The organism is Brevundimonas sp. DC300-4, from assembly GCF_049897365.1.
Lineage (GTDB): Bacteria > Pseudomonadota > Alphaproteobacteria > Caulobacterales > Caulobacteraceae > Brevundimonas.
Genome location: NZ_JAFCWC010000001.1, coordinates 21,020 through 41,507, shown reverse-complemented (window position 1 = coordinate 41,507; position 20,488 = coordinate 21,020). Strand labels below are relative to the sequence as shown.

Annotated in this window: 20 protein-coding genes and 3 tRNA genes; 6 read left to right on the top strand and 17 right to left on the bottom strand. The window is 65.3% G+C overall.

Annotated features, from left to right (window positions below):
- Window positions 1–2: 2 nt before the first annotated feature.
- The 11 genes from ACP7AZ_RS00230 to ACP7AZ_RS00180 all read right to left on the bottom strand — a co-directional run bounded on the left by ACP7AZ_RS00230 (window position 3) and on the right by ACP7AZ_RS00180 (window position 6,624).
- Window positions 3–449, bottom strand: a complete 447-nt coding sequence (locus ACP7AZ_RS00230) for a biopolymer transporter ExbD (protein WP_426034941.1) — start codon at window positions 447–449, stop codon at window positions 3–5.
- Between the two features lie 5 nt (window positions 450–454).
- A complete protein-coding gene (gene exbB, locus ACP7AZ_RS00225; protein WP_426034939.1) occupies window positions 455–1,354 on the bottom strand; it encodes a tonB-system energizer ExbB in 900 nt (299 codons plus the stop codon).
- A 427-nt stretch (window positions 1,355–1,781) separates the two neighbouring features.
- Window positions 1,782–1,857: transfer RNA gene (locus ACP7AZ_RS00220), tRNA-Phe, on the bottom strand.
- Window positions 1,858–1,930: 73 nt separating this feature from the next.
- Window positions 1,931–2,098, bottom strand: coding sequence for a DNA gyrase inhibitor YacG (locus ACP7AZ_RS00215; protein WP_303697036.1), 168 nt, complete (start codon window positions 2,096–2,098; stop codon window positions 1,931–1,933).
- A 4-nt stretch (window positions 2,099–2,102) separates the two neighbouring features.
- Window positions 2,103–3,140 (bottom strand): ribonuclease E/G, encoded by a 1,038-nt coding sequence (locus ACP7AZ_RS00210; protein ID WP_426034937.1) that lies wholly within the window; start codon window positions 3,138–3,140, stop codon window positions 2,103–2,105.
- Window positions 3,137–3,712 carry a Maf family protein gene (locus tag ACP7AZ_RS00205; RefSeq protein ID WP_426034935.1) on the bottom strand — a complete coding sequence of 192 codons (576 nt, stop codon included), beginning with the start codon at window positions 3,710–3,712 and terminating at the stop codon, window positions 3,137–3,139. Before ACP7AZ_RS00205 ends, ACP7AZ_RS00210 begins: the two co-directional genes overlap by 4 nt.
- A gap of 12 nt (window positions 3,713–3,724) precedes the next feature.
- Window positions 3,725–3,943, bottom strand: coding sequence for a translation initiation factor IF-1 (infA, locus tag ACP7AZ_RS00200; protein ID WP_008261544.1), 219 nt, complete (start codon window positions 3,941–3,943; stop codon window positions 3,725–3,727).
- A gap of 103 nt (window positions 3,944–4,046) precedes the next feature.
- Window positions 4,047–4,511: a UPF0262 family protein gene (locus tag ACP7AZ_RS00195; protein WP_426034933.1), complete on the bottom strand. Its 465-nt coding sequence runs from the start codon at window positions 4,509–4,511 to the stop codon at window positions 4,047–4,049.
- Window positions 4,508–5,005 carry a DUF2948 family protein gene (locus ACP7AZ_RS00190; RefSeq protein WP_426034931.1) on the bottom strand — a complete coding sequence of 166 codons (498 nt, stop codon included), beginning with the start codon at window positions 5,003–5,005 and terminating at the stop codon, window positions 4,508–4,510. The genes ACP7AZ_RS00195 and ACP7AZ_RS00190 overlap by 4 nt, the downstream gene beginning before the upstream one ends.
- A complete protein-coding gene (gene murA / locus ACP7AZ_RS00185; protein ID WP_426034929.1) occupies window positions 4,995–6,299 on the bottom strand; it encodes a UDP-N-acetylglucosamine 1-carboxyvinyltransferase in 1,305 nt (434 codons plus the stop codon). Before murA ends, ACP7AZ_RS00190 begins: the two co-directional genes overlap by 11 nt.
- Window positions 6,300–6,447: 148 nt before the next feature.
- Window positions 6,448–6,624: a hypothetical protein gene (locus tag ACP7AZ_RS00180; RefSeq protein ID WP_426034927.1), complete on the bottom strand. Its 177-nt coding sequence runs from the start codon at window positions 6,622–6,624 to the stop codon at window positions 6,448–6,450.
- Window positions 6,625–6,718: 94 nt separating this feature from the next.
- Between ACP7AZ_RS00180 and ACP7AZ_RS00175 the strand changes: the two genes are divergently transcribed.
- Window positions 6,719–6,793 (top strand) — tRNA-Thr (locus ACP7AZ_RS00175).
- 79 nt (window positions 6,794–6,872) lie between these two features.
- Here ACP7AZ_RS00175 and ACP7AZ_RS00170 read toward each other — a convergent pair.
- From ACP7AZ_RS00170 to ACP7AZ_RS00160, 3 genes are all read right to left on the bottom strand, one after another.
- Window positions 6,873–7,475, bottom strand: coding sequence for a hypothetical protein (locus ACP7AZ_RS00170; protein ID WP_426034925.1), 603 nt, complete (start codon window positions 7,473–7,475; stop codon window positions 6,873–6,875).
- 88 nt (window positions 7,476–7,563) lie between these two features.
- Window positions 7,564–8,055 (bottom strand): peptide-methionine (R)-S-oxide reductase MsrB, encoded by a 492-nt coding sequence (gene msrB, locus ACP7AZ_RS00165; RefSeq protein ID WP_426034923.1) that lies wholly within the window; start codon window positions 8,053–8,055, stop codon window positions 7,564–7,566.
- Window positions 8,056–8,321: 266 nt separating this feature from the next.
- A complete protein-coding gene (locus ACP7AZ_RS00160) occupies window positions 8,322–9,812 on the bottom strand; it encodes a hypothetical protein (protein WP_426034921.1) in 1,491 nt (496 codons plus the stop codon).
- A 162-nt stretch (window positions 9,813–9,974) separates the two neighbouring features.
- Between ACP7AZ_RS00160 and ACP7AZ_RS00155 the strand changes: the two genes are divergently transcribed.
- Both ACP7AZ_RS00155 and ACP7AZ_RS00150 read left to right on the top strand, forming a co-directional pair.
- Complete coding sequence (locus ACP7AZ_RS00155; RefSeq protein WP_426034919.1) at window positions 9,975–11,969, top strand: biotin carboxylase N-terminal domain-containing protein; 1,995 nt, start codon at window positions 9,975–9,977, stop codon at window positions 11,967–11,969.
- Between the two features lie 374 nt (window positions 11,970–12,343).
- On the top strand, window positions 12,344–13,681 hold the full coding sequence (locus ACP7AZ_RS00150; protein ID WP_426034917.1) for a PAS domain S-box protein: 1,338 nt from the start codon (window positions 12,344–12,346) through the stop codon (window positions 13,679–13,681).
- Between the two features lie 223 nt (window positions 13,682–13,904).
- On the opposite strand, the gene ACP7AZ_RS00145 is transcribed toward ACP7AZ_RS00150, so the two are convergent.
- The 3 genes from ACP7AZ_RS00145 to lipB all read right to left on the bottom strand — a co-directional run bounded on the left by ACP7AZ_RS00145 (window position 13,905) and on the right by lipB (window position 18,499).
- Window positions 13,905–15,968 (bottom strand): ATP-binding protein, encoded by a 2,064-nt coding sequence (locus ACP7AZ_RS00145; protein ID WP_426034915.1) that lies wholly within the window; start codon window positions 15,966–15,968, stop codon window positions 13,905–13,907.
- Between the two features lie 158 nt (window positions 15,969–16,126).
- Window positions 16,127–17,704, bottom strand: a complete 1,578-nt coding sequence (locus tag ACP7AZ_RS00140) for an ATP-binding protein (protein WP_426034912.1) — start codon at window positions 17,702–17,704, stop codon at window positions 16,127–16,129.
- Between the two features lie 54 nt (window positions 17,705–17,758).
- On the bottom strand, window positions 17,759–18,499 hold the full coding sequence (gene lipB / locus ACP7AZ_RS00135; RefSeq protein ID WP_426034910.1) for a lipoyl(octanoyl) transferase LipB: 741 nt from the start codon (window positions 18,497–18,499) through the stop codon (window positions 17,759–17,761).
- Between the two features lie 76 nt (window positions 18,500–18,575).
- Here lipB and ACP7AZ_RS00130 point away from each other — a divergent pair, with 76 nt between their 5' ends.
- The 3 genes from ACP7AZ_RS00130 to mgtE all read left to right on the top strand — a co-directional run bounded on the left by ACP7AZ_RS00130 (window position 18,576) and on the right by mgtE (window position 20,429).
- Window positions 18,576–18,827, top strand: coding sequence for a FliM/FliN family flagellar motor switch protein (locus ACP7AZ_RS00130; protein ID WP_425987590.1), 252 nt, complete (start codon window positions 18,576–18,578; stop codon window positions 18,825–18,827).
- Window positions 18,828–18,869: 42 nt separating this feature from the next.
- A tRNA-Leu gene (locus ACP7AZ_RS00125) sits at window positions 18,870–18,954 on the top strand.
- Window positions 18,955–19,019: 65 nt separating this feature from the next.
- Entirely contained in the window at window positions 19,020–20,429 is a 1,410-nt protein-coding gene (gene mgtE, locus ACP7AZ_RS00120; RefSeq protein ID WP_426034908.1) for a magnesium transporter, read from the top strand.
- Window positions 20,430–20,488: the final 59 nt, after the last annotated feature.

The following is a 20,488-nucleotide window of genomic DNA, read 5'->3' as shown; positions in this document are numbered from 1 at the left end:
CGTCAACCTCCCGGCGGCGTCGAGTTGTCTTCGCCGACCAGGGCGACGCTGTAGAAGCCGTTGTCCTGCAGGGCGTTCATGACCTGCATGAAGTCGCCATACCGGGTCTGCTGGTCGCCACGGATGAAGATACGTTCTTCTTCCGGGTTACGCGTGCGGATCAGGCGCCGCAGATCGTCCCCAAGCTGTTCGGGGCTGCTGCGTCCGTCGCCGATGAAGACGTCACCATCGTTCTGGATGGAGATGAACACCGGCTTGGGAGGATTCTCCTGCGGCGGGGCCACGGCCGTCGGCAGCTTCACCTCGACCGACACGGTGGCGAGAGGTGCCGCCACCATGAAGATGATGAGGAGAACCAGCATGATATCAACGAATGGCGTGACGTTGATGTCGCTCTGCTGCTCGACGTTATACTTGCCGCCGCCGCCGCCTGAAAGTTTGGCGGCCATCCGTCTTACGCTCCCTTGTCGAGTTGACGCGAGATGGCGTTGACCAGTTCGGCGTTGAAGCCGTCCGAGCGCGTGCCGTACGCCGAGATGCGGGTGTTGAAGTAGTTATAGAAGATAACGGCCGGGATAGCGGCGAACAGGCCGATACCGGTGGCGAGCAGGGCCTCGGCGATACCCGGGGCGACGACGGCCAGGTTGGTCGTGTTCGACTGGGCGATACCGATGAAGGAGTTCATGATGCCGTAGACGGTGCCGAACAGACCCACGAACGGGCCGGTCGAACCGGTCGAGGCGAGGAACTGCTGACCGCCCGAGAGGCGGGCGGCGAGGCCGGCCTGAACGGCGGCAACGGCTTGTTGAGCGCGCAGCAGAGCCGAATCGCTGTGGTCGCCGTGGACATTCAGACCCGCCTGACGGGACAGTTCGATTTCTTCGGTGGCCGCGGCGGCCATGTCGGCCAGCGGGTTGCCGTCGAACTCGTCGGCGGTGGCGACCCGACGCATGTCAGCGATCGTGCGGGCGCCGCGGAAGGCTTCCAGGAACTGGTCGGTCTTGCGGTTCAGACCGCCGAACTCGATCAGCTTGATGAGCAGCAGGGTCCAGGAGAAGATCGAGGCCAGCAGCAGGCCGATCATGACGATCTTAACGACGATGCCGGCTTCCATGAACATGGAGATCGGCGTGATGTCGCCGCCGTGTCCGCCCGAGACCGCATCGCCGACCGATTCCGGATCGGCTTCAGCGACGGGAGCGGCCGGGGCCGGGGTGGCGGCGGCCGGAGCGGCAGCAGCGGCGGCAGGAGCCGCAGTCGCGTCAGGGGCTGCCGGGGCTTGCGCCAGAGCCGGCGAGCCCGCCATCAGGACGGCGGCGCCGGCCAGGGCGAGAAGGGTGTTGGTCTTAATCATGTGTCGCCAGTTCCTGCTTTTTTGGTCTGACTCGTGGAACCCAGGATCGGAGCGCGTCAGGGGCGCTCCGCCCTCTATGAAATCGGTTGTGTCCCGCCGATCGGCCGGATGGCCAACTGCGGAACGCCTTCTGTCGCATCCGGTTGCTCGAGAGCACCATCAGCGGGTTGGTCGAAGCCTTGGAGCACGAGGCCCGGCGGGCGTTCGGCCGCTCACGCAAAGAAAGCGGTCAAGCTCCTTTGGCGAACCGATAACAGAGCGTCAAGGCTTCAGAGGTGCTTTTCGCCCCGCGGGCGAGCCCCCGGGCCGAATCCCCGCAATGTCTTACCACTGCTGCATTTCGGCGTTAGGTTAATCGACCCCGCCATGCCGAAACGGCATCGAAGCCTTACGTTTGGGAATGGTCGGCTCTTCCGCTTGGGAAGGATGGTGCCTGGAGGCGGGTTCGAACCACCGACACATGGATTTTCAATCCATTGCTCTACCAGCTGAGCTATCCAGGCCACGCGTCAAAACGCGAGAGGCGGGTCTATAGGCGAGCCGAAACGGGGTGTCCAGAGCAGGATCGAGCGGAGATCAGTCTTCGTTTTCGGGATCGGCGTCGGGGACGCCCTCGCCCGTGTCCGGCAGGACGTAGGACCCCACCAGCCAGCGCTGCAGGTCCACGTCGGCGCAGCGCTTCGAACAGAAAGGCCTGTAGGCCTCGGCGGCCGGATTCTTGCGGCAGATCGGACAGGTCGCCATTGGTTCAGCCCTCCTCGACCATGAAACGCCCGGCCGCGAGGACGGCGTCCGCCTTCAGCGCCGCACGGGGTCCAAGCCGCGCGATCAACGGCGCGGCTGCGGCGGCCTCGTCCGGGCTGCATCGGGCGGTGAAGCGCGGCGTGGAGGTGTCGGACAACATGGCGTGCCTCAGGGATCGCGCGACATCGATCGCCCGCGTGGTGACGGACCGCCGTCCGCCCGCTTCCAGCAAGATCTCTTCCACCGGCCGCGTCCGCCACGGCAGGGCCAGTTGCAGCAGGCCGAACCGGCTCAGGGGCCCCAGCGTCGCGTCGTCGCCGGCGAAGGCCGTCTTCGCCATCTCCGTGACCTGCGCCGGATCCAGCGTCGTTCCCACCAGATCGACGGCGACCAGCCCGCCCCAGCCGCTCAGCCGGATCATCCGCGCCGCCTGGTTCAGACCCTGTCGATTGGCCTGCGCCCGCCCCTTGCGCGCATCGCGTCCCGGCAGGTGTGTATAGTCTATGTCCACTGCGATCAGCGCCCGCATCCTCTGCACCGCGAGGTCCAGCGCCCATTCGGCGAAGACCTCCCCCGACCCCAGCGCCTCTTCCTCGGCGTCCCAACTGGCCTGGATCGCCGCCACGCCCCGAATCGGCTCGACCCCGGTGGCAGCGCAGCGCAGCCGCTCGATGACATCTGGTCCGGGCGCAATCAGCCGGGGTTTCCCCTCCCCCTCCCCCGCGCCGAGCCGCTTCAGCGCCGGCCCCTTGGCTTCGCGCCGTTCCGCCGTCACCTCGACCTCGACAATTTCGCCGGCGTTCAGGCCTTCGCCCTTGCCGAGCGGCAGGAACCCGGACGGGCCTTCGCATCCCAGGTCGATGAATGCGGCGCGGAAGGCGGCATCGGCCTCGATTACCCGCCCGACGCTACGCGCGCCCAGCCGATGCTGAGGCGGATCGTCTTCTCGCTGGATAAGCAGGCGTTCGAACCGGCCGTCCCGCGCCACGACGCCCCGGACCTCGCCCGGCGTGTCGTCCAGAAAGGTCTCGACCTCGCTCATCTGCGCCAGCCGGCGCCCGCCAGCAGGTTGACCGTCTCCGGCAGGGGCAGGCCCATCACCGCCGGATGACTGCCGATGATCTTCAGCACGAAGGCGGCCGCCGGCCCCTGGATACCATAGCCCCCGGCCTTGCCCTTCCAGTCGCCCCCGGCGACGTAGTCCGCGATCTCGGAGTCCGACAGCCGCTTGATGGCTACCCTCGTGTCCACGACCCGGTGCCTTACGGTCTCGCCTGCGGCCACAGCCACCCCGGTGAAGACCCGGTGATTCCGTCCCGACATCAGGCGCAGGAATTTCTCGGCCTCAACCGCATCGGCGGGTTTCTCCAGCAGCCGGCGCCCCACGGCCACCACCGTATCGGCGGCCAGGACGACGGCGTCGGGCGCCCGCGCCGCGACGGCCTGCGCCTTGGTCCGGGCCAGCCGCACGGCCAGCCGCGAAGGCGTCTCGTCCTTCAGCGGCGTCTCGTCGATGTCAGCGGGATCGATACGATCGGGGGTGATCCCGATCAGCGCCAGCAATTCGATGCGGCGCGGGCTGGCCGAGGCCAGCACCAGTTCAGCACGGGCCATGCAGCCCCGTCCTTATTTGAAGCGATAGGTGATGCGGCCCTTGGTCAGGTCATAGGGCGTCATCTCGACCAGGACCTTGTCCCCGGCCAGCACGCGGATGCGGTTCTTGCGCATCTTGCCGGCGGTGTGGGCGATGATTTCGTGATCGTTCTCGAGCGTCACGCGGAACGTGGCATTCGGCAACAGTTCGCTGACCGTACCGGGAAACTCGAGCAGTTCTTCCTTAGCCATGCGGCCTCTCGCGCCCTTGAATACGAATCAAGGCCCGCGCCGGACGAAAGCGCGAGCCGTAAGAAGTCGGCGCTAATGCACCAAAACCGGCGGCTAGTCGAGTTCAACCCCGCCGATACAACGCGCACACCAGCGTAAACAGCCGTCGCGCCGTCTCGTGGTCGATCTGGACCTTGCCGTCCAGCCGGGCTTTCAGCAGTTCGGCGCCTTCGTTGTGCAGCCCCCGCCGGCCCATGTCGACGGCCTCGATCTGGCTGGCCGACGACCCGCGCAGCGCCTCGTAATAGCTGTCGCAGATCATCAGATAGTCCTTCAGCACGCTCTTCAGCGGCGTCAGGCTCAGGGCATAGGTCCGCGTGTAATCCACCCCGGTGATGTCGAAGACCAGCCGGTTGTCCTGCAGCGACAGCTTCAGGCCATAGGGTCCGCCTTCCGACCCTTCGGGCTCGAACGAGTTCTTCTCGATCAGGTCGAAGATGGCGACGCGGCGCTCGTGCTCGATCTCCGCCGTCGCCGACGGCAGGGTCACCTCGTCCAGATCGACGGAGGCCAGGCGATGATCGCTCACGGCTCCATCCCTGCCGAGGGCGCGTCCAGGTGAGTCGGGGCGACCCGGGCGGGCCAGCGTTCCGAAAGATCGGTCACCACCGCGTCCAGGCATTCGACGTCGACCCTCAGGTCCCCGCCGCCGGCGAACATCAAAATGGCCCGACCGCCCGGCGCCTCACCCTCGAAGAAGTGGATCGCCAGCAGTTCAAGCGGCGCGTCGGGCAGCCTCGGCAGGCCCCGGCTCTTGACCGCGAGCACGTCGCCGAACTGCATCGCGGCCCTCACACGCGTCCCGCCGCACTCCCAGCAGAACCGGCTCAGCTCGATCGTCAGCCGCCTCGCGCCCTTTTCCCAGACGATGTCGGCCGGCCTCAGGATCGCGTCCTGCAGCGCCGCCGAAATGATCGCCAGGTCCTCGCCGTCCTCGGCCAGCAGCCGCAGGGGCTCATTGGCGCCGCCGCTCTGGGTGCGGATCGCCTCCTGCGCGTCCCATTCGAGGGCTTCAGTGGTCATCGCCCGGTCCTTCCACGGGCGGGCCTTTGACCCGCCGGATGTCCGCCCCGCATGCGCCGAGCTTCTCTTCCAAACGCTCGAACCCGCGATCCAGATGATAAACCCGACCGATATTGGTTTCACCTTCCGCGACCAGACCCGCGATGACCAGGCTGACGGAGGCTCTAAGGTCCGTCGCCATGACCGGCGCACCCTTTAGTTTCTCGACACCCGTGACATGCGCTTCGCCCGCGTGGACCGAAATTTCGGCACCCAGACGCATCAGCTCGGGCGCGTGCATGAACCGGTTCTCGAAAATGTTCTCGTGGATGACGCTGACACCGTCGGCCGTGGTCATCAGGGCCATGAACTGGGCCTGCAGGTCGGTGGCGAACCCCGGATAGACCTCGGTCGCCACATTGACGGCCTTTAGCCGCTGCGCCGGATCGCGCTTCACGATCACCCCGTCCTCGGTCGGGATGATCTCGACGCCCGCCTCGACCATCCGGTCGGTCAGGGCCGTGATCAGCTCCGGCCGGCTCCGGGTCAGCCGCACCTCGCCCCCGGCCATAGCGGCGGCGCAGGCGTAGGAGCCCATCTCGATCCGGTCGGGAATGACCGACCATTCGCCGCCGTTCAGCGAGGTCACGCCCTCGATCGTCAGGGTGTCGGTGTCGATCCCCTCGATCTTCGCGCCCATCATCACCAGACAGCGGGCGAGGTCGCCGATTTCCGGCTCCCGCGCCGCCCGCCTCAGGACCGTCGTTCCCCGCGCCAAGGTCGCCGCCATCAGCGTGTGTTCGGTCGCGCCGACCGAGACGAACGGAAACTCGATCTCGGCACCGATCAGCCCCCTGGGCGCCGTGGCGGAGACATAGCCCTCGTCCAGCTCGATCAGCGCCCCCAGACGGGTCAGGGCGTCGATATGCAGGTCGACCGGCCGCGCCCCGATGGTGCAGCCGCCCGGCAGGGACACCTTGGCATGCCCCGTGCGCGCCAGCAGCGGGCCCAGGACGTTGAACGACGCCCGCATCTGGCGAACCAGATCGTAGGGCGCAAAGCTCGACGTGATTTCCCTGGCGTCAAACAGGGTTTCCTGATCGGCGCCATAGCCGTTCTCGGTCACTGTGATGCCGAACTGCTGCAGCAGCCGGCCGAGGAATTTCGTGTCCGCCAGCCGCGGCATGTTTGTCAGCAGCAGTGTCTGGTCGGTCAGGATCGACGCCGCCATCAGCTTGATGGCCGAGTTCTTGGCGCCGCTGACCGGAATCGAGCCGTGAAGCGGACCGTTGCCGTGAACCGTGATGCTGTCCATGTCGTCCCTGAACGTCCGCAGGGAAAAAGGAGGGCCCGGCGAGCCGGCTATCTAGCGCGGTCGCCCCGTGTCGCGAAAGGGCCTGTCACCAACCGTGACCATTCTCCAGGGACCGCGCGCCCTCTGCCGGCGGGAGAGGGAAACCACCCTAGTTCTCCGGCCTGTCACGCTTCGGCTGAACTGCCTTGCGTCGCCTCAGATTGTCCCGCAGCGCCCTAGCGAGCCGTACCGTGCGTTCGGCCCGTTCGATCTCTGCCGGCGTCCGGAGCGCGGGCGGCGTCGCATCGGCGGACGTCGGCGTCGAGGACTCGGGCGGCTTGGTCATGACTTCACTCAGCCTCGGGAAAAGTTTCGGGGCAAGGGAAAATGGGCTTCCCCCCCGGCAGTTGAGTGGCTATACGGCCGCTTCCTCGGAACAGGCCGCCGTAGCTCAGTGGTAGAGCGCATCCTTGGTAAGGCTGAGGTCGTGGGTTCGATTCCCCCCGGCGGCACCATTCCGAAACGATAAGGCCCGGTCGCGAGACCGGGCCTTTTTGGTTTTCAGTCCACGCCGTGCGTGCAGGCGGTTGGCTCTCAGTCCTCGGCGGTCAGGGAGGGCGCCCGATCGCGCCGCCCCTTGTCCTCATCCCAACTGAAGCCGATCGACATCGACCGCGAACGGCCCTGCGAGCCGTAGAGCGAATCATAGACGCCATAGGGCCGGATCCGCGAGCCATAGCCATAGCCAACATCCCCATAGCCGTATTCGCCCGGATAGCCGTAGGCGCCGTAGCCGTAACCCGGATAGCCATAGCCGTTCTTCGTCTGACTGTAGGCCAGGTCCAGCCGGCCGTTCTCGCCGATCGGCAGGGATACGCCGACCGACACGGAGGAATAATCGTTCGTCCCGATCGAGCCGCTGACGAAGCCGTGCATCTTGCGGTCGTCCTGCGGGCCCGAGGCCACAGCGAACGGCTCCGATTCGGGCGCACGGGCGGCGACCCAGCGGTCGATCTGGTCGCGCGTGGTCAGATTGTGAGGGGCCACGGCGACCACCTGGGCCGCCTCGGGCCGCGCGTCGGTGGTCGGCGCCTCGGCCCCCACCATCACCGCGCCGGCTCCGCGCGGAGCCGTGGTCACCACGCCGTCAGGATCCTCGGGCGCGAGGATGGCGGCCAGGGCGAGAGCGATCAGCATGGGCGGGACTCCGGACTGGCGACTATCCTAACGCGGATTGAGGCCGGACCGTGATGGTGAAGTTTCAGCCCCATCTTGGTTGAGGCGATCACGCCACCCCGTCGCCGCGCCCCAGCGGGTCGGGCAGAGGCCGGCCCTCCTCCACGAACGACAGGGCCACAGAGTTGATGCAGTAGCGCAGGCCGGTCGGCGGCGGGCCGTCCGGGAACACATGCCCCTGGTGGCTGCCACAGCGGGCGCAGGTCGTCTCGACGCGCACCATGCCATAGGCGCGGTCCTCGATCGCCGTGATGTGATCCTCGCTGACCGGCTGGGTGAAGCTCGGCCAGCCCGTGCCGCTCTCGAACTTGGTCGTCGCCTTGAACAGCGGCAGGCCGCACTCACGGCAGACGAACACCCCCGCCCGCTTCTCGCCCAGCAGCACGCCACAGAACGGCGCCTCGGTGCCGTGCGACAGCAGGACCCGCTTCTCCTCGGCGTTCAGATCGGCCTCCAGCGCCACGCGCTGGCCCTCACTGGGCGGCGTCAGGTCGTATCCAGCGGCGGACAGGTTCGGACGGGTATCGGTGATGTCGGTCATGGACGGGAAATGGGAACCGTTACCCAGGGTTCCAAGAGGGCCCGGTCTTCTCCCTCCCCCTCGGGGCAGAGTGGTCGAAGGGAAGCAGAGACCGGGTGGGGGCGGCAAGGGAAATCCCCGCTGTCGTGTGTCCGGATCGCTCTGCCGCCCCATCCGGTCGCTATGCGACCCCCTTCCCCGAACGGGGAGGGAGACGACCATGCCGCAAAAGAAAAGGCCGGGCGAGGTTTCCCCCGCCCGGCCTGATCTCGGTCGTTCAGCCTGAATCAGCCGCCGAACAGCGTCCCCACCCAGGTCCGCACGGCGTTCTCGTCCGCCGGGTTTCCGGTGTAGGTCAGCCCCTGCGCCGGGGTGAATGGCTGGTTGTTAGCGCGCTGGCGGCTGGTCCAGGCCTTGTGGCCATAGCTCAGGTCCGAGTAGTTGGACGGCAGGCGAGCGACGGTCGGTTCGATGAAGATGGTGTCCGTAGCCGTGGTCGAGCCGACGAGGCGCACGTTCGGCAGGCGCGTCAGCAGGTCCAGCGTGTCCAGGCAACCGCCCGAGCAGCCTGCGTCCACCAGAACCACGACCGGGCCCTGAACGGGGTTTGCCGCGCCCGTGTCGGCGACGGCGGCGCGTCCGGCCAGGGTGAAGGTCTGCTGACCGGCGGCGATGGCCGTGTCGAAGGCGGCGACGATTTCCTGCGTCTGGGCGATCACCGGCGCGGCTTCCTGGACGAAGCGCGGATCGGCCTGCATCCGGCCCAGGGTCTCGGCGTACCAGGTGCGGTTGCCTGGGGTGGCGCGATAGGTGATCTCGCCGGCAGCCGGCTGGCGGCTGACGGTGAACTCAGGGGTCCAGATGCGGTTGGCCAGCCCATAGCCGCGCGCCGTCGACGTGTAGGCCGAGGAACCTCGCGCCGCCCGCAGGTCCAGCACGAAGCCGGCCGGAGCCCGCAGCGCGCCCGCCTGGCCTTCGACCAGCGAGTTGAAGGCATCCCAGCCGGCGCTGTCGGCGAACGAATGGACGTGCACCCACGGACGGCCGTTGACGGTCTCGACGTTCAGCGGTGTCGCGGGCGGCATATAGACGGTGGCGCGATAGGCGGCTTCGAGGTCGCCGGCGACCAGCGGCATGGGGCGCAATTCGGCGGCGCGCGGACGACCGCGATCACCGCGCTTGAATTCGCAGGTCGAGGGCGTGCCCGCCGCGAACGGGTTGTTGCGGTTCCACAGCAGATACGGCGCCGAGGTAACGCGACCAGCCTCGGTGTCTAGGTTGCCTTCCCACTTGTCGAGCTTGGCGCGAGCGTACTCTTCGATGGGCGTCAGGTTGCAGCTGACGACGATGTCGCCGATGCGCGGCGCGTTGCGCACGCCCTGTTTCACATAGGTCACTTCATAGCGGCCGTTGCGCCAGCCGGTGGTGATCCCCGTCCAGCTGATGCCGAAATACGGGCCCAGGCCTTCGAACGACGGCGTGATGGCGATGTTCGAATCGCGGAAGCCGCCGGCGTAGTAGCGCATCAGATAGGCGTGGGCGTCGCCCGAGTTGACCTGGCCAATCCGGCCGTTGGCGTCGGCCAGACCGGCGTCAATCCAGCTGCGGAAGGTGTCTCCGGCCGCGCCGGGGATGACGGCGGCGGGGTGGTTGTCACGCAGCGCGTCATGCGCCGCCTGCAGGTCGGTGCGGGCCAGGGCGCGGAAATCCTGCGCGGTGGCGGTCCCCGCGACAAGCAGGAAGGCGGCCGCCGAAACGGCGGTCAGAAAGCGGGTCATAAACGAACTCCAGGCGGGGGATGCGAATGGTTCGGCCGCGAGTTAAAGCCGATACACCCCGACCTTGCCAACCCAGAACGGCAGCCTTGTGACGCTTCGCCCGACGGGCGAGCCTGTATCCCGCCGTTTACACGCCCGCAGCGCCCGCCTACGAACCGCTTCATGTTTTCCAAGATCCTGATCGCGAACCGGGGCGAGATCGCCGTCCGGATCATCAAGACCGCTCGCCGCATGGGCATCCGGACCGTCGTGGTCCACTCCGACGCCGACGCCGGCTCCATGGCCGTCGAGATGGCCGACGAGGCCATCCACATCGGCCCCTCCCCCGCCGCCGAGAGCTATCTGGTCCAGGACAAGATCGTCGAGGCCGTGCGCCGTTCGGGCGCCGAGGCGGTCCATCCGGGCTTCGGCTTCCTCAGCGAAAACCCCGTCTTCGCCCGCCGACTGGAGGCCGAGGGCATCGCCTTCATCGGTCCCAACTCCCACGCCATCGAGGCCATGGGCGACAAGATCACGTCCAAGAAGTTCGCGCACGCCGCCGGCGTCTCGACGGTCCCCGGCTACATGGGGCTGATCGAGTCCGACGAGCATGCCGTCCAGATCGCCAACGAGATCGGCTATCCGGTCATGATCAAGGCGAGTGCCGGCGGCGGCGGCAAGGGTATCCGCGTCGCCCACTCCGACGCCGACATGGTCGAGGGCTTCTCCGCCGTGAAGGCCGAGGCCCTGACCGCATTCGGAGACGACCGCGTCTTCCTGGAAAAGTTCATCATCGACCCTCGCCACATCGAGATCCAGGTCCTGGGCGACAAACACGGCAACATCGTCTCCCTGTTCGACCGCGAGTGCTCGATCCAGCGCCGCAACCAGAAGGTCATCGAGGAGGCGCCGTCTCCTCTGCTGGACGACGCGACGCGGAAAGCCATGTCCGAACAGGCGATCGCCCTGGCCCGCGCGGTGAACTACGACTCGGCCGGCACGGTGGAGTTCGTGGCGGGACAAGACCGCAGCTTCTTCTTCCTGGAGATGAACACCCGGCTCCAGGTCGAACACCCGGTCACCGAACTGATTACCGGCGTCGACCTGGTCGAACAGATGATCCGCTCCGCCGCCGGAGAGACCATGTCCTTCGGTCAGGACGACCTGAAGATCAACGGCTGGGCCATCGAGAGCCGCATCTACGCCGAGGACCCCTATCGCGGCTTCCTTCCCTCCATCGGCCGCCTGGTCCACTACGACCAGCCGGAAGAGGGCGAGCACGACAGCCCCATCGGGACCTACACGGTCCGCAATGATTCCGGCGTCCGCGAGGGCGACGAGATCTCCATGTTCTACGATCCCATGATCGCCAAGCTGAACACCTGGGCCCCGACCCGCCTGGGCGCCGTCGAGGGCATGGCCAGGGCGCTGGAGGACACCCACCTGCAGGGCGTCGGCCACAATGTCCCCTTCCTGGCCGCTGTCATGGACCAGGACCGCTTCAAGTCGGGCCAGCTCTCGACCTCCTACATCAAGGACGAGTTCCCCGACGGCTTCAAAGGCGCCGCTCCCGACCGCCGCCGGATCGACATCCTGATCGCCACGGCCGCCGCGATGAACGAGATCATCAGCGAACAGTCCGGCGACCCATCCGACCGCACAGACTGGATCGTCCTCATCGACCGCGACGCGCACGGCGTCACCCTGGGCTATGACGAGGAAGAGGCCCTGACGCTCGACCTCGCCGGCGAAGACCGCGCCCTCCAGCTCAACGAAATCGACTGGCGCCCGGGCCAGGCCCAGTTCCGCGCCGTCCTCGACGACGCGCCGTATACCGCCGAGGTCGCCCGCATCGCCGACGGCTTCCAGATCCGCACCGGCGCCACCAAAGCCCGCGTCCGCGTTCTCACTCCGCGCATGGCCGAGCTCTTCGCCCGCCTGCCCGAGAAACAGGCCGCCGACACCTCTAAACTGATCCAGTCCCCCATGCCCGGCCTCGTCGTCTCCATCGCCGTGACAGTCGGCCAGGAGGTCAAGGCCGGCGAGACCGTCGCCGTCATCGAGGCCATGAAGATGCAGAACATCCTCAAGGCGGAGCGGGACGGGGTGGTGAAAGCTGTCGGCGCCAAGGCCGGCGACCCGGTCGCGGCGGACGATGTACTGGTCGAGTTCGGATAGGCTTCCAACGAACGGGCGCCTGGCCCCCTTTCGTCAGTCCGGGCGAAAGCGCTTTCGCGCCGGAGAGCCGGAACTAGGCGGCGCACAGCAGCCAACCTGTCGCGCACACGGCTGACTCATCGCCGCCGCTCCGGGACTCCTCCGCGCTGCGCCCGGCATGTCAAAAAGGGTATGGCTTCGCGAGCGGGAGGTCGCTCTCAGCCCCGCAGCCGTCGCCATGATGCGATGTTCGCTTCCGACGGATACTGTGAAAAAGTCCCGTGGCCAGCCGTGATCGGCCCATTTCGGCTGGAGCCATGACCATATTGCCGCCGGGCGATCGGTTATCTACGTATTGGCAAGTGTGCATAGCCTAGCCTGCGGAACGTCAGAATATGACTTATAACATCGGCGTCACCAGCGAGCGTCTGGGACGGATCGTCGAAGAGGCGACAAGCGAAGTCTATATATTCTCGGCTAACGATTTCACGCTTCTGCTCGTCAACAGAGGCGCGCGGGAAAATCTTGGCTATACCAGCGCTGAACTCTCCGCGTTGACGCCTTGGGACTTGAAACCAGAGATAGGCAGGGCCGATTTCCTGTCCATGATCCGCCCGCTTTTTTCGGGAGAGATCGAACGTCTGGACTTTGAGACGATTCATCGCCGCAAGGACGGCACCGACTACAATGTGGCCGTCCAGCTTCAACTCTTTGAAGAGGAGGGCGATTGCGTCTTTTACGCAGCGATTCAGGACATCACCGCGCACCGTCGTCTGGAGCAGGAAACCCGCGCGCTTGCTCGTCGGCTTGATGCGATCCTGGACAACACCACCATGTCCGTCTTCGTCATGGACGAGAGTCAACAGTGCACGTTCATGAACAAGGCCGCCGAAAAACTCACGGGTCATGCCTTTGCCGAGGCGACCGGACGCCCGCTTCATGATGTGATCCATCATACCTACCCGGACGGACGGCCTTTCCCGCTTTCAGAATGCGCTATCGACCGGGCTTTCCCTGAAAACGCCGGGACGCAGGGGGAAGAGGTTTTCATTCACAAGAACGGTTCGTTTTACCCCGTCGCCTTCACCGCCAGCCCGATCCGAAACGACGAAGCCAGGGTCGTCGGTACGATTATCGAGGCGCGCGACATCAGCGAGGAGAAGCGCAACGAGGAGGCCCGAAGGCTCCTGATGCACGAGGTCGATCACCGCGCGCGAAACGTCCTATCGATCGTGCATTCGCTCACACGCCTTACACGTGCCGACGATCTGGAATCCTACAAGGAAATCCTCGTGGGCAGGATCAACGCCCTAGCGCGCGCGCAGACGTCCCTGGCCAGTCGTCGATGGGAAGGGGGCCGACTCGAAGATGTCGTGAGGGAGGAATTGGAGGCCCTCTGCCCCAGGGAAGCTACCGAATTCGAAGGTCCCGAGGTCGCCCTGTCGCCACAGCAGGTTCAGCCGATCAGCATGCTGCTCCATGAGCTGGCGACGAATGCGAACAAGTACGGAGCCTGTAGCCGGGTCGGTGGGCGCGTGTCGGTCACCTGGACTGTCAAGGAGCAACAAGTGATGCTTGAGTGGCGCGAAACCGGGGGCCCGCAGGTCGTGGCGCCCACGCGGGAAGGGTTTGGCTCGTCTCTGAAAGCCAGCGTCGTGGCTCAGATCAAAGGAACCATCACCCGATCCTGGGAGCCAACGGGACTTGTCGTGGACGTCGCTTTTCCACTCTGAGCGGCGAGGTCTATCAGGCCTTGCCATGCCGGCTTCAGATGGACGGACACAGGCGATGCCGAAATTCGACGGGTAAGCGATGTCGTCGAGTCGGCTGGCGAGGTGAGACCGATTCCCCCCCCCCGGCGGTCGGCAGCGCCGATAGAGCCTGATCGGCGGGCACCAACCCCAACGCCAGGCCCCCGAAACCGTGAGCCCGGCGCGCGCTGAAGCCGGATGTCGATCAGGCTGCGGAGACGGTTGCTCGTTCGGCCGCCCCAATCAACAGGATTTCCTGCAACAGAAGCGCTGGCGAGATTGGCTTGCCGACCACTCCGTCCATGCCCGCCGCCATGTATTCCGCCCGATGAGAGTCGAGCACATTCGCAGTCAGCGCAATGACGGGAACACGCCCGATGCGTCCAGCCAGATCTCGCATTCGGCGGGTCGTCTCCAGCCCATCCATTTCCGGCATCTGGATATCCATCAGGATGACATCGAAACGGGCGTTCAACGCCATTTCGATGGATTCTGGCCCACTCTGCGCTGTCTCCACCACCGCACCCATGCGCCGGAGCAGGGTCGAGGCGATCAGCAGATTGGTCGTATTGTCATCGACCACAAGAACACGGGTCCCGTCGAGCAGACTGTCGCCGGCGTCCTGGGCTTCCGTCGCTTGCTGTGGTCCGCAGTGCGGAGCAGGAATTTCGAGATGAAACGTCGAGCCCTTGCCCGCTTCACTCACCAGGTGGACACCCCCGCCCATCTGTTCGGCGATCTTTCGCGTGATCGCCAGGCCAAGGCCTGTGCCACCAAAGGTTCTCGTCGTTGATCTGTCGGCCTGTTCGAACCGCTGAAACAGACCAGCCTGGGCCTCTGTCGAAATACCAATGCCCGTATCCGAGACATCGAAGCAAAGGACTCGCCCCTCATCACGTTCGACGGAAGTGACGATCATCTCGACATGCCCCTCTGGTGTGAACTTGACAGCATTCCCGATCAGATTGAAAAGGCATTGATTCAGTCTTAGAGGATCCAGGTGCGCCTCCCCTACCAAAGGATCTATGCGACAGCGGAACGCGAGCCCCTTCTTCAGACACTGGGGTTCGAAGGTGGCGGCAATCAACTGAACAAGGCGCTTGATATCGGTGGTCTCGGGCGAGAGTGACATCTTGCCCGCCTCGATCTTGCTGAAGTCGAGAATGTCGTTGATGACGGAATTGACAAGCTCTCCCGAACTCGACGCCGCCTCGAGCAACTTTTTCCCTTCTGATGTTAAAGGTTCAGTCTTCAAAAGATGAAGCGATACGATCACGCCATTCAGAGGCGTTCTTATTTCGTGGCTCATCGAAGCCAGAAATTCTGATTTGGACCGACTGGCTTGTTCTGCGGCAGCGAGCGCAACCTTCAAACTCCGCTGCGACCGCCGGGCCACCAGGCTGAAGTAAAAAATCGCAGCTGCGCTTATGGTTACAAACGCTACGATATACGGCCATGTAATAGAAATAAAATGGATCGCAGGACGATGTGAGGTCCATCTTAACGAGAGAAACGGCTGACCATTTTGATCGTCGATCGTGATCGTTACTTTGTCGGAAGGCAACGGAGTTGCAATCGGCACGATCTGGGCGTCTTGCAAATCGTATCGATCCGCAAGAACGCCGATGAATGACGAATCGATCGCCTCTGCGGTGACTATGACTGGCGCAAGGTCACCCGGCAGCGCTGTTCCAAAATCCGGCCGCACCAAGGTTGCAACCACGATATAAGGCGCCCCGGCGATCTGGCTGACCGCTGACGCCTGGATCGGCGACGAAATCATCCGCGTGTTTCCTGGCTCCAGCCGGAACGGGCCACGTTGGATTTCCCGCCGTCTGATTTCGGAAATCAGGGGGATTGCGTGCGCCGCGAGCGCGGTCTCGACGGCGGGCGATGCCGGTCCGTCCTTGTCACGCGAGAACACGACTGTTTCACGACTGTCCAGCACGGAGACCAGATCGAATCCGCTGGTCTGGGTCAGGAAGGTCCCGACGTTCGCCGCCGCCCATACGGGGTCGAAGTTCTGATCGAGATTCGCAACTGCGCCGTCCCAATTGGCCTGTGGCACCACGGCAGCTCGCAGTTCCGCGCTTCTCGCAGCGAGGCCGTTCCGCATCAGTTCTCGTTCCGAGGAGTCTGCAATCTCGTCAACGCCAACTGCAGCTCGCCAGAGCAGGAAGATCAGTGAAGCAACGACAATCAATATGGCGAGGGTTAGGGCTGCCGTTTCGCCGATTTGAAATCGGTCTTGGAGACTTTTTTTGTTCATCAAGAAATGATGCTTTCCATTTCCTGTAAAAATCACAATTCCAGAATATGTAGAAATACCTACAACAACCTGAGCGCCGGAGACATTTGATCGCGTCGCCGGGCTTCTTCAACGTGACCCACCCCCGTCGGACATTGGGCGAGACCGCTCACCGCCCCCTACTCCACCACCGCCTGGGCGATCCCGGCCAGCAGGCTCGCCGCCGTCACCGGCTTGGCCACGTGCAGGTCCGCCCCCGCCGCCAGCGCCTCATAGCGGTGCTGGGCCATGGCGTTGGCGCTCAGCATAATAATCGGGGTCCGCAGCCCACCACGCTCGGCCATGCGGATCGCGCGGGTCGCGGTCAGGCCGTCCATGACCGGCATCTGCATGTCCATCAGGATGACGTCGAAGCGCGACCGCGCCACGGCCTCCACGGCCAGGGCGCCGTTCTCGACTGTGACCACCTCCGCCCCCGCCGAGCCCAGGATCAGCTGAACCACCCGCTGGTTGGTCGGATGGTCCTCGGCCAGCAGGACCCGCAGCGACCGCTCGGGCAGATAGAGGGGAACCGGCCCCGTTGCGACCGGGGCGGCCAGGCCGTCGTACTCCTCGAGCGCCACCACGCGCTGCAAGGGCAGGGTCAGGGTGAAGGTCGAGCCCTCGCCAGGACAGGACCGCGCCTCGACCACCCCGCCCATCAACTCGGCCAGGGACCGGCAGATAGACAGGCCCAGTCCCGTGCCGCCGAACCGCCGGGTGATGGAGGTGTCGGCCTGGTTGAATCGCTGGAACAGGGTCGCGCCTGTAGCAGCGTCGAACCCTACGCCGGTGTCGGACACGATGAAGGTCAGGACGCCCTCGCCGACCTCGTCGCCGCTCACATCCCAGTCGACGGTGACAGAACCCTCGGAGGTAAACTTGACCGCGTTGGACAACAGGTTGTTGATGATCTGGCCGATGCGGGTGCTGTCGCCCATGAAGACGCCGCGCGCGCCAGAGCCTTGGCGTTCCTCGAACATCAGCCCCTTTTCGGCGGCGCGATTGTGCGACAGGTCGATGATCCCGGCCAGGGCCTCGCCAAGATCGAACTGGCGGGATTCGAAGTCCAACTGGCCGGCCTCGATCTTGGACACGTCCAGGATGTCTGAAACCAGCCGCTCCAGCGTCACCCCGGCGCCCTGGATCAGGTCGACCATCTCGCGCTGTTCGGGGCTCAATTCCGTGCGGCGCAGGGAATCGACGATCCCGATGACCCCGTTCAGCGGGGTGCGGATCTCATGGCTCATATTGGCCAGGAAATCGGACTTGGCCCGGCTGGCTGCCTCGGCCGCGGTCTTGGCCTCGATCAAGGCCTGATCGGCTGCGACCCGGTCGGTGACTTCGCGGGCCACGCCGTAGATCCGGTCGTCGAACCGGTGGGCGCGCCATTCCAGGGTGCGATAGCCGCCGTTTCGGTGCCGGTAGCGGTTGACCTGGCCCAGGACGGGATCGCCGGCCACGCGGTTTTCCACCTCGACCACGCTCTCTCGCGTCGCCGGCAGGTCATCCGGGTGGACCAGACGCAGCAATTGCGTCCCTTCCAGCTCCTCGGCGCGCCAGCCGAGATGGGTTTCCCACGACCTGCTGACCTTCAGGATCGTGCCGTCCAGGTCGCGGATGACCAGCATGTCCAGGGTGACGTCGAAGAACGTCGACAGTTCGGCGCCGGCCACAGGGCGCGTCTGAGGCGCGAACACCGCCATCATTCCATCCATGCAGCCCCCCTCACGCGACTCAACCCTGACCAGCGTCAGAATACAGCTTCAACGTTAAGAGCGCATGTCGGCGGCAGCGTCATTTTCGACCACTCCGAAGACACGGACGAAACTTGTCTTCAGCGCCGCATCCGCTTCGTCCATCGTCCCGGGCACGCCCAGGTCCCGCAGACTGGTCACCCCGTGCTCGGCGATTCCGCATGGCACAATGCCGCTGAAATGATCCAGATCGGGCTCGACGTTCAGGCTGATGCCGTGGAAGCTGACCCATTTCCTGACCTTGACGCCGATCGCGGCGATCTTGGCCTCTCCGCTTGTCATCCGCGAAGACGGGGAGCGGCTATCAGGGACGACCCAGACCCCGACCCGTCCCTCGCGCACATCGGCCGCGACGCCGAGCTCGCCGAGCGCCCCGATCAGCCATTGCTCCAGACCGCGCACGAAGCCGCGCACGTCCCTGCCCCGCTGGTTCAGGTCCAGCATGACATAGGCCACCCTCTGGCCCGGCCCATGATAGGTGAACTGCCCGCCCCGCCCCGTCCGGTGGACCGGGAAGCGCCCGACATCGATCAGGTCGTCGTCCTTCGCCGAAACGCCCGCCGTATAGAGCGGCGGATGCTCGAGCAGCCAGACCCGCTCGGCCGCCTCGCCGGCTGCGATCAGGGTGACGCGGGCCTCCATCTCGGCGACAGCGTCCTCGTAGGGAACATAGCCGGGCTCGATCACCCATTCGACGGGACGACCGTCGGGGCGGATCAGCGAGGAAACGGCGGCGCTTAACGGCTCGGCAAGCATGATGGCCTCAATGTGAGCGTGAGGGCCGCCAATGCAAGTTCCGCCGCCAGTACCCTCCAGCGTATCCGGAGATCCCTTGAGCCAGATCGAAGCCGTCGATGTCGAGCTGTCCATCGTGCTGGGCCGCTCCGTGCTGCCTATGTCCCAGCTCCTGAAGATGGGCCGTGGCGCCGTGATTCCGCTCGACGCCTCCGAACACGACGAGGTCTGGATCCTCGCCAACAACCACCCCGTCGCCCGCGGCCAGATCGAAATTCGCGAAGACCGGATCGCCATCACCGTCACCCGCCCCGCCGACCTCTACGACTTCATGGCCGGCTCGGCCTAGACGCCGCTTTATCTCTCCGCTATCAGCCCCCCTCCGATGCGAGCGGTCGTGGCGGAATTGGTAGACGCGCAGCGTTGAGGTCGCTGTGGGGCAACCCGTGGAAGTTCGAGTCTTCTCGACCGCACCATCAGACTAGGGACTAAGAATCCGGCACTACCAGGCTGATTCACATCGAGAGAGGGAGGCCCCCGCGTGAGCGAACGAACCGCCACTCTCGATCCCGACGTCAACGAAGACCACGAGGCGCTGGACGAGGACTATGTCCTGACAGCGTCCTTCGTGGAGAAGGTGGTCGATGCCGCCGACGACGGCGACGGGATACGGCTGCGTTCCCTGCTGGAAGACCTGCACCCCGCAGACGTCGCGGACCTGATGGGTTTCCTGACCGCCGAGCATCGTGGCGTCGTGGTCCTGTGGCTGCCGCCCGAACTGCTGGCCGAGACCTTGCCGGAGCTCGACGACGGCATCCGCGAAGAGGTGCTGGAACGCGTCGCCCCGGGCACGCTGGCCGAAGCGCTGCAGGAACTGGATTCCGACGACGCCGCCGCCGTTGTCGAGGACCTGGAGGATGACCAGCGCGAGAAGGTGCTGGCCGCCATGCCGGCGACCGACCGCGCCGCGATCGAAAGCTCGCTGGGCTATGCGGAGGACTCCGCCGGCCGCCTGATGCAGCGCGAGGTCATGGCCGCACCCCTGTTCTGGAGCGTCGGCGACACCATCGATCACGTCCGGGCCCAGGGTGAGGACCTGCCCGAGCTGTTCTTCGACATCTATGTCGTCGATCCGCTTAACCGCCCGGTCGGCGGCATCCCCATCAGCGGCCTGTTGCGCGCCGCGCGGACCGTGAAGCTGTCGGACCTGATGGAGTCGGTGAACGCCATCGCCGCCGACACCGACCAGGAAGAGGTCGCCTATGTCTTCGAGAAATATCACCTGATCTCGGCGCCGGTCGTCGATGCGGCTGGCCGTCTGGTCGGTCAGATCACCGTCGATGACATCGTCAACATCATCCAGGAAGAGAACCGCGAGGACATCCTCCGCCTCGCCGGTGTTCAGGACGAGGATCGCGGGTCTTCCGTCACCGAGATCGTGCGCGGCCGCGTGCCCTGGCTGGCCATCAACCTGATCACCGCCGTCATCGGCGCCAGCGTCATCGGCTGGTTCGAAGGCACCATCCAGCAGATCGTCGCCCTGGCCATTCTCATGCCGATCGTCTCGGCCATCGGGGGTAACGCAGGGACGCAGGCGCTGACGGTGACCGTACGGGCCTTGGCGACGCGCGAACTGAACAGCTCGAACGCGCCCAGGACCTTCATGCGCGAACTGGTCGTGGGCCTGGCCAACGGCTTGATCCTCGCCCCGCTGATCGGCCTGGCCACGGCGCTATGGTTCCGGGACGAGGACTGGAAGATCGGACTGGTCATCGGCACGGCCATGGTGCTGAACCTGGTCGTCGCCGCGACTGTCGGAGTCCTGACGCCATTGACCCTGTCCAAGCTGAAGTTCGACCCGGCTGTCTCGTCCGCCGTTTTCGTCACGGCGACGACCGATTTCTTCGGGTTCCTGATCTTCCTGGGCCTCGCGACCATCGTCCTGTTGTAAGAACGAAGTCGAACGGCGCGACCCTTGCTCCCTCCCCCGTGGGGCGACCGCGCCCTGTC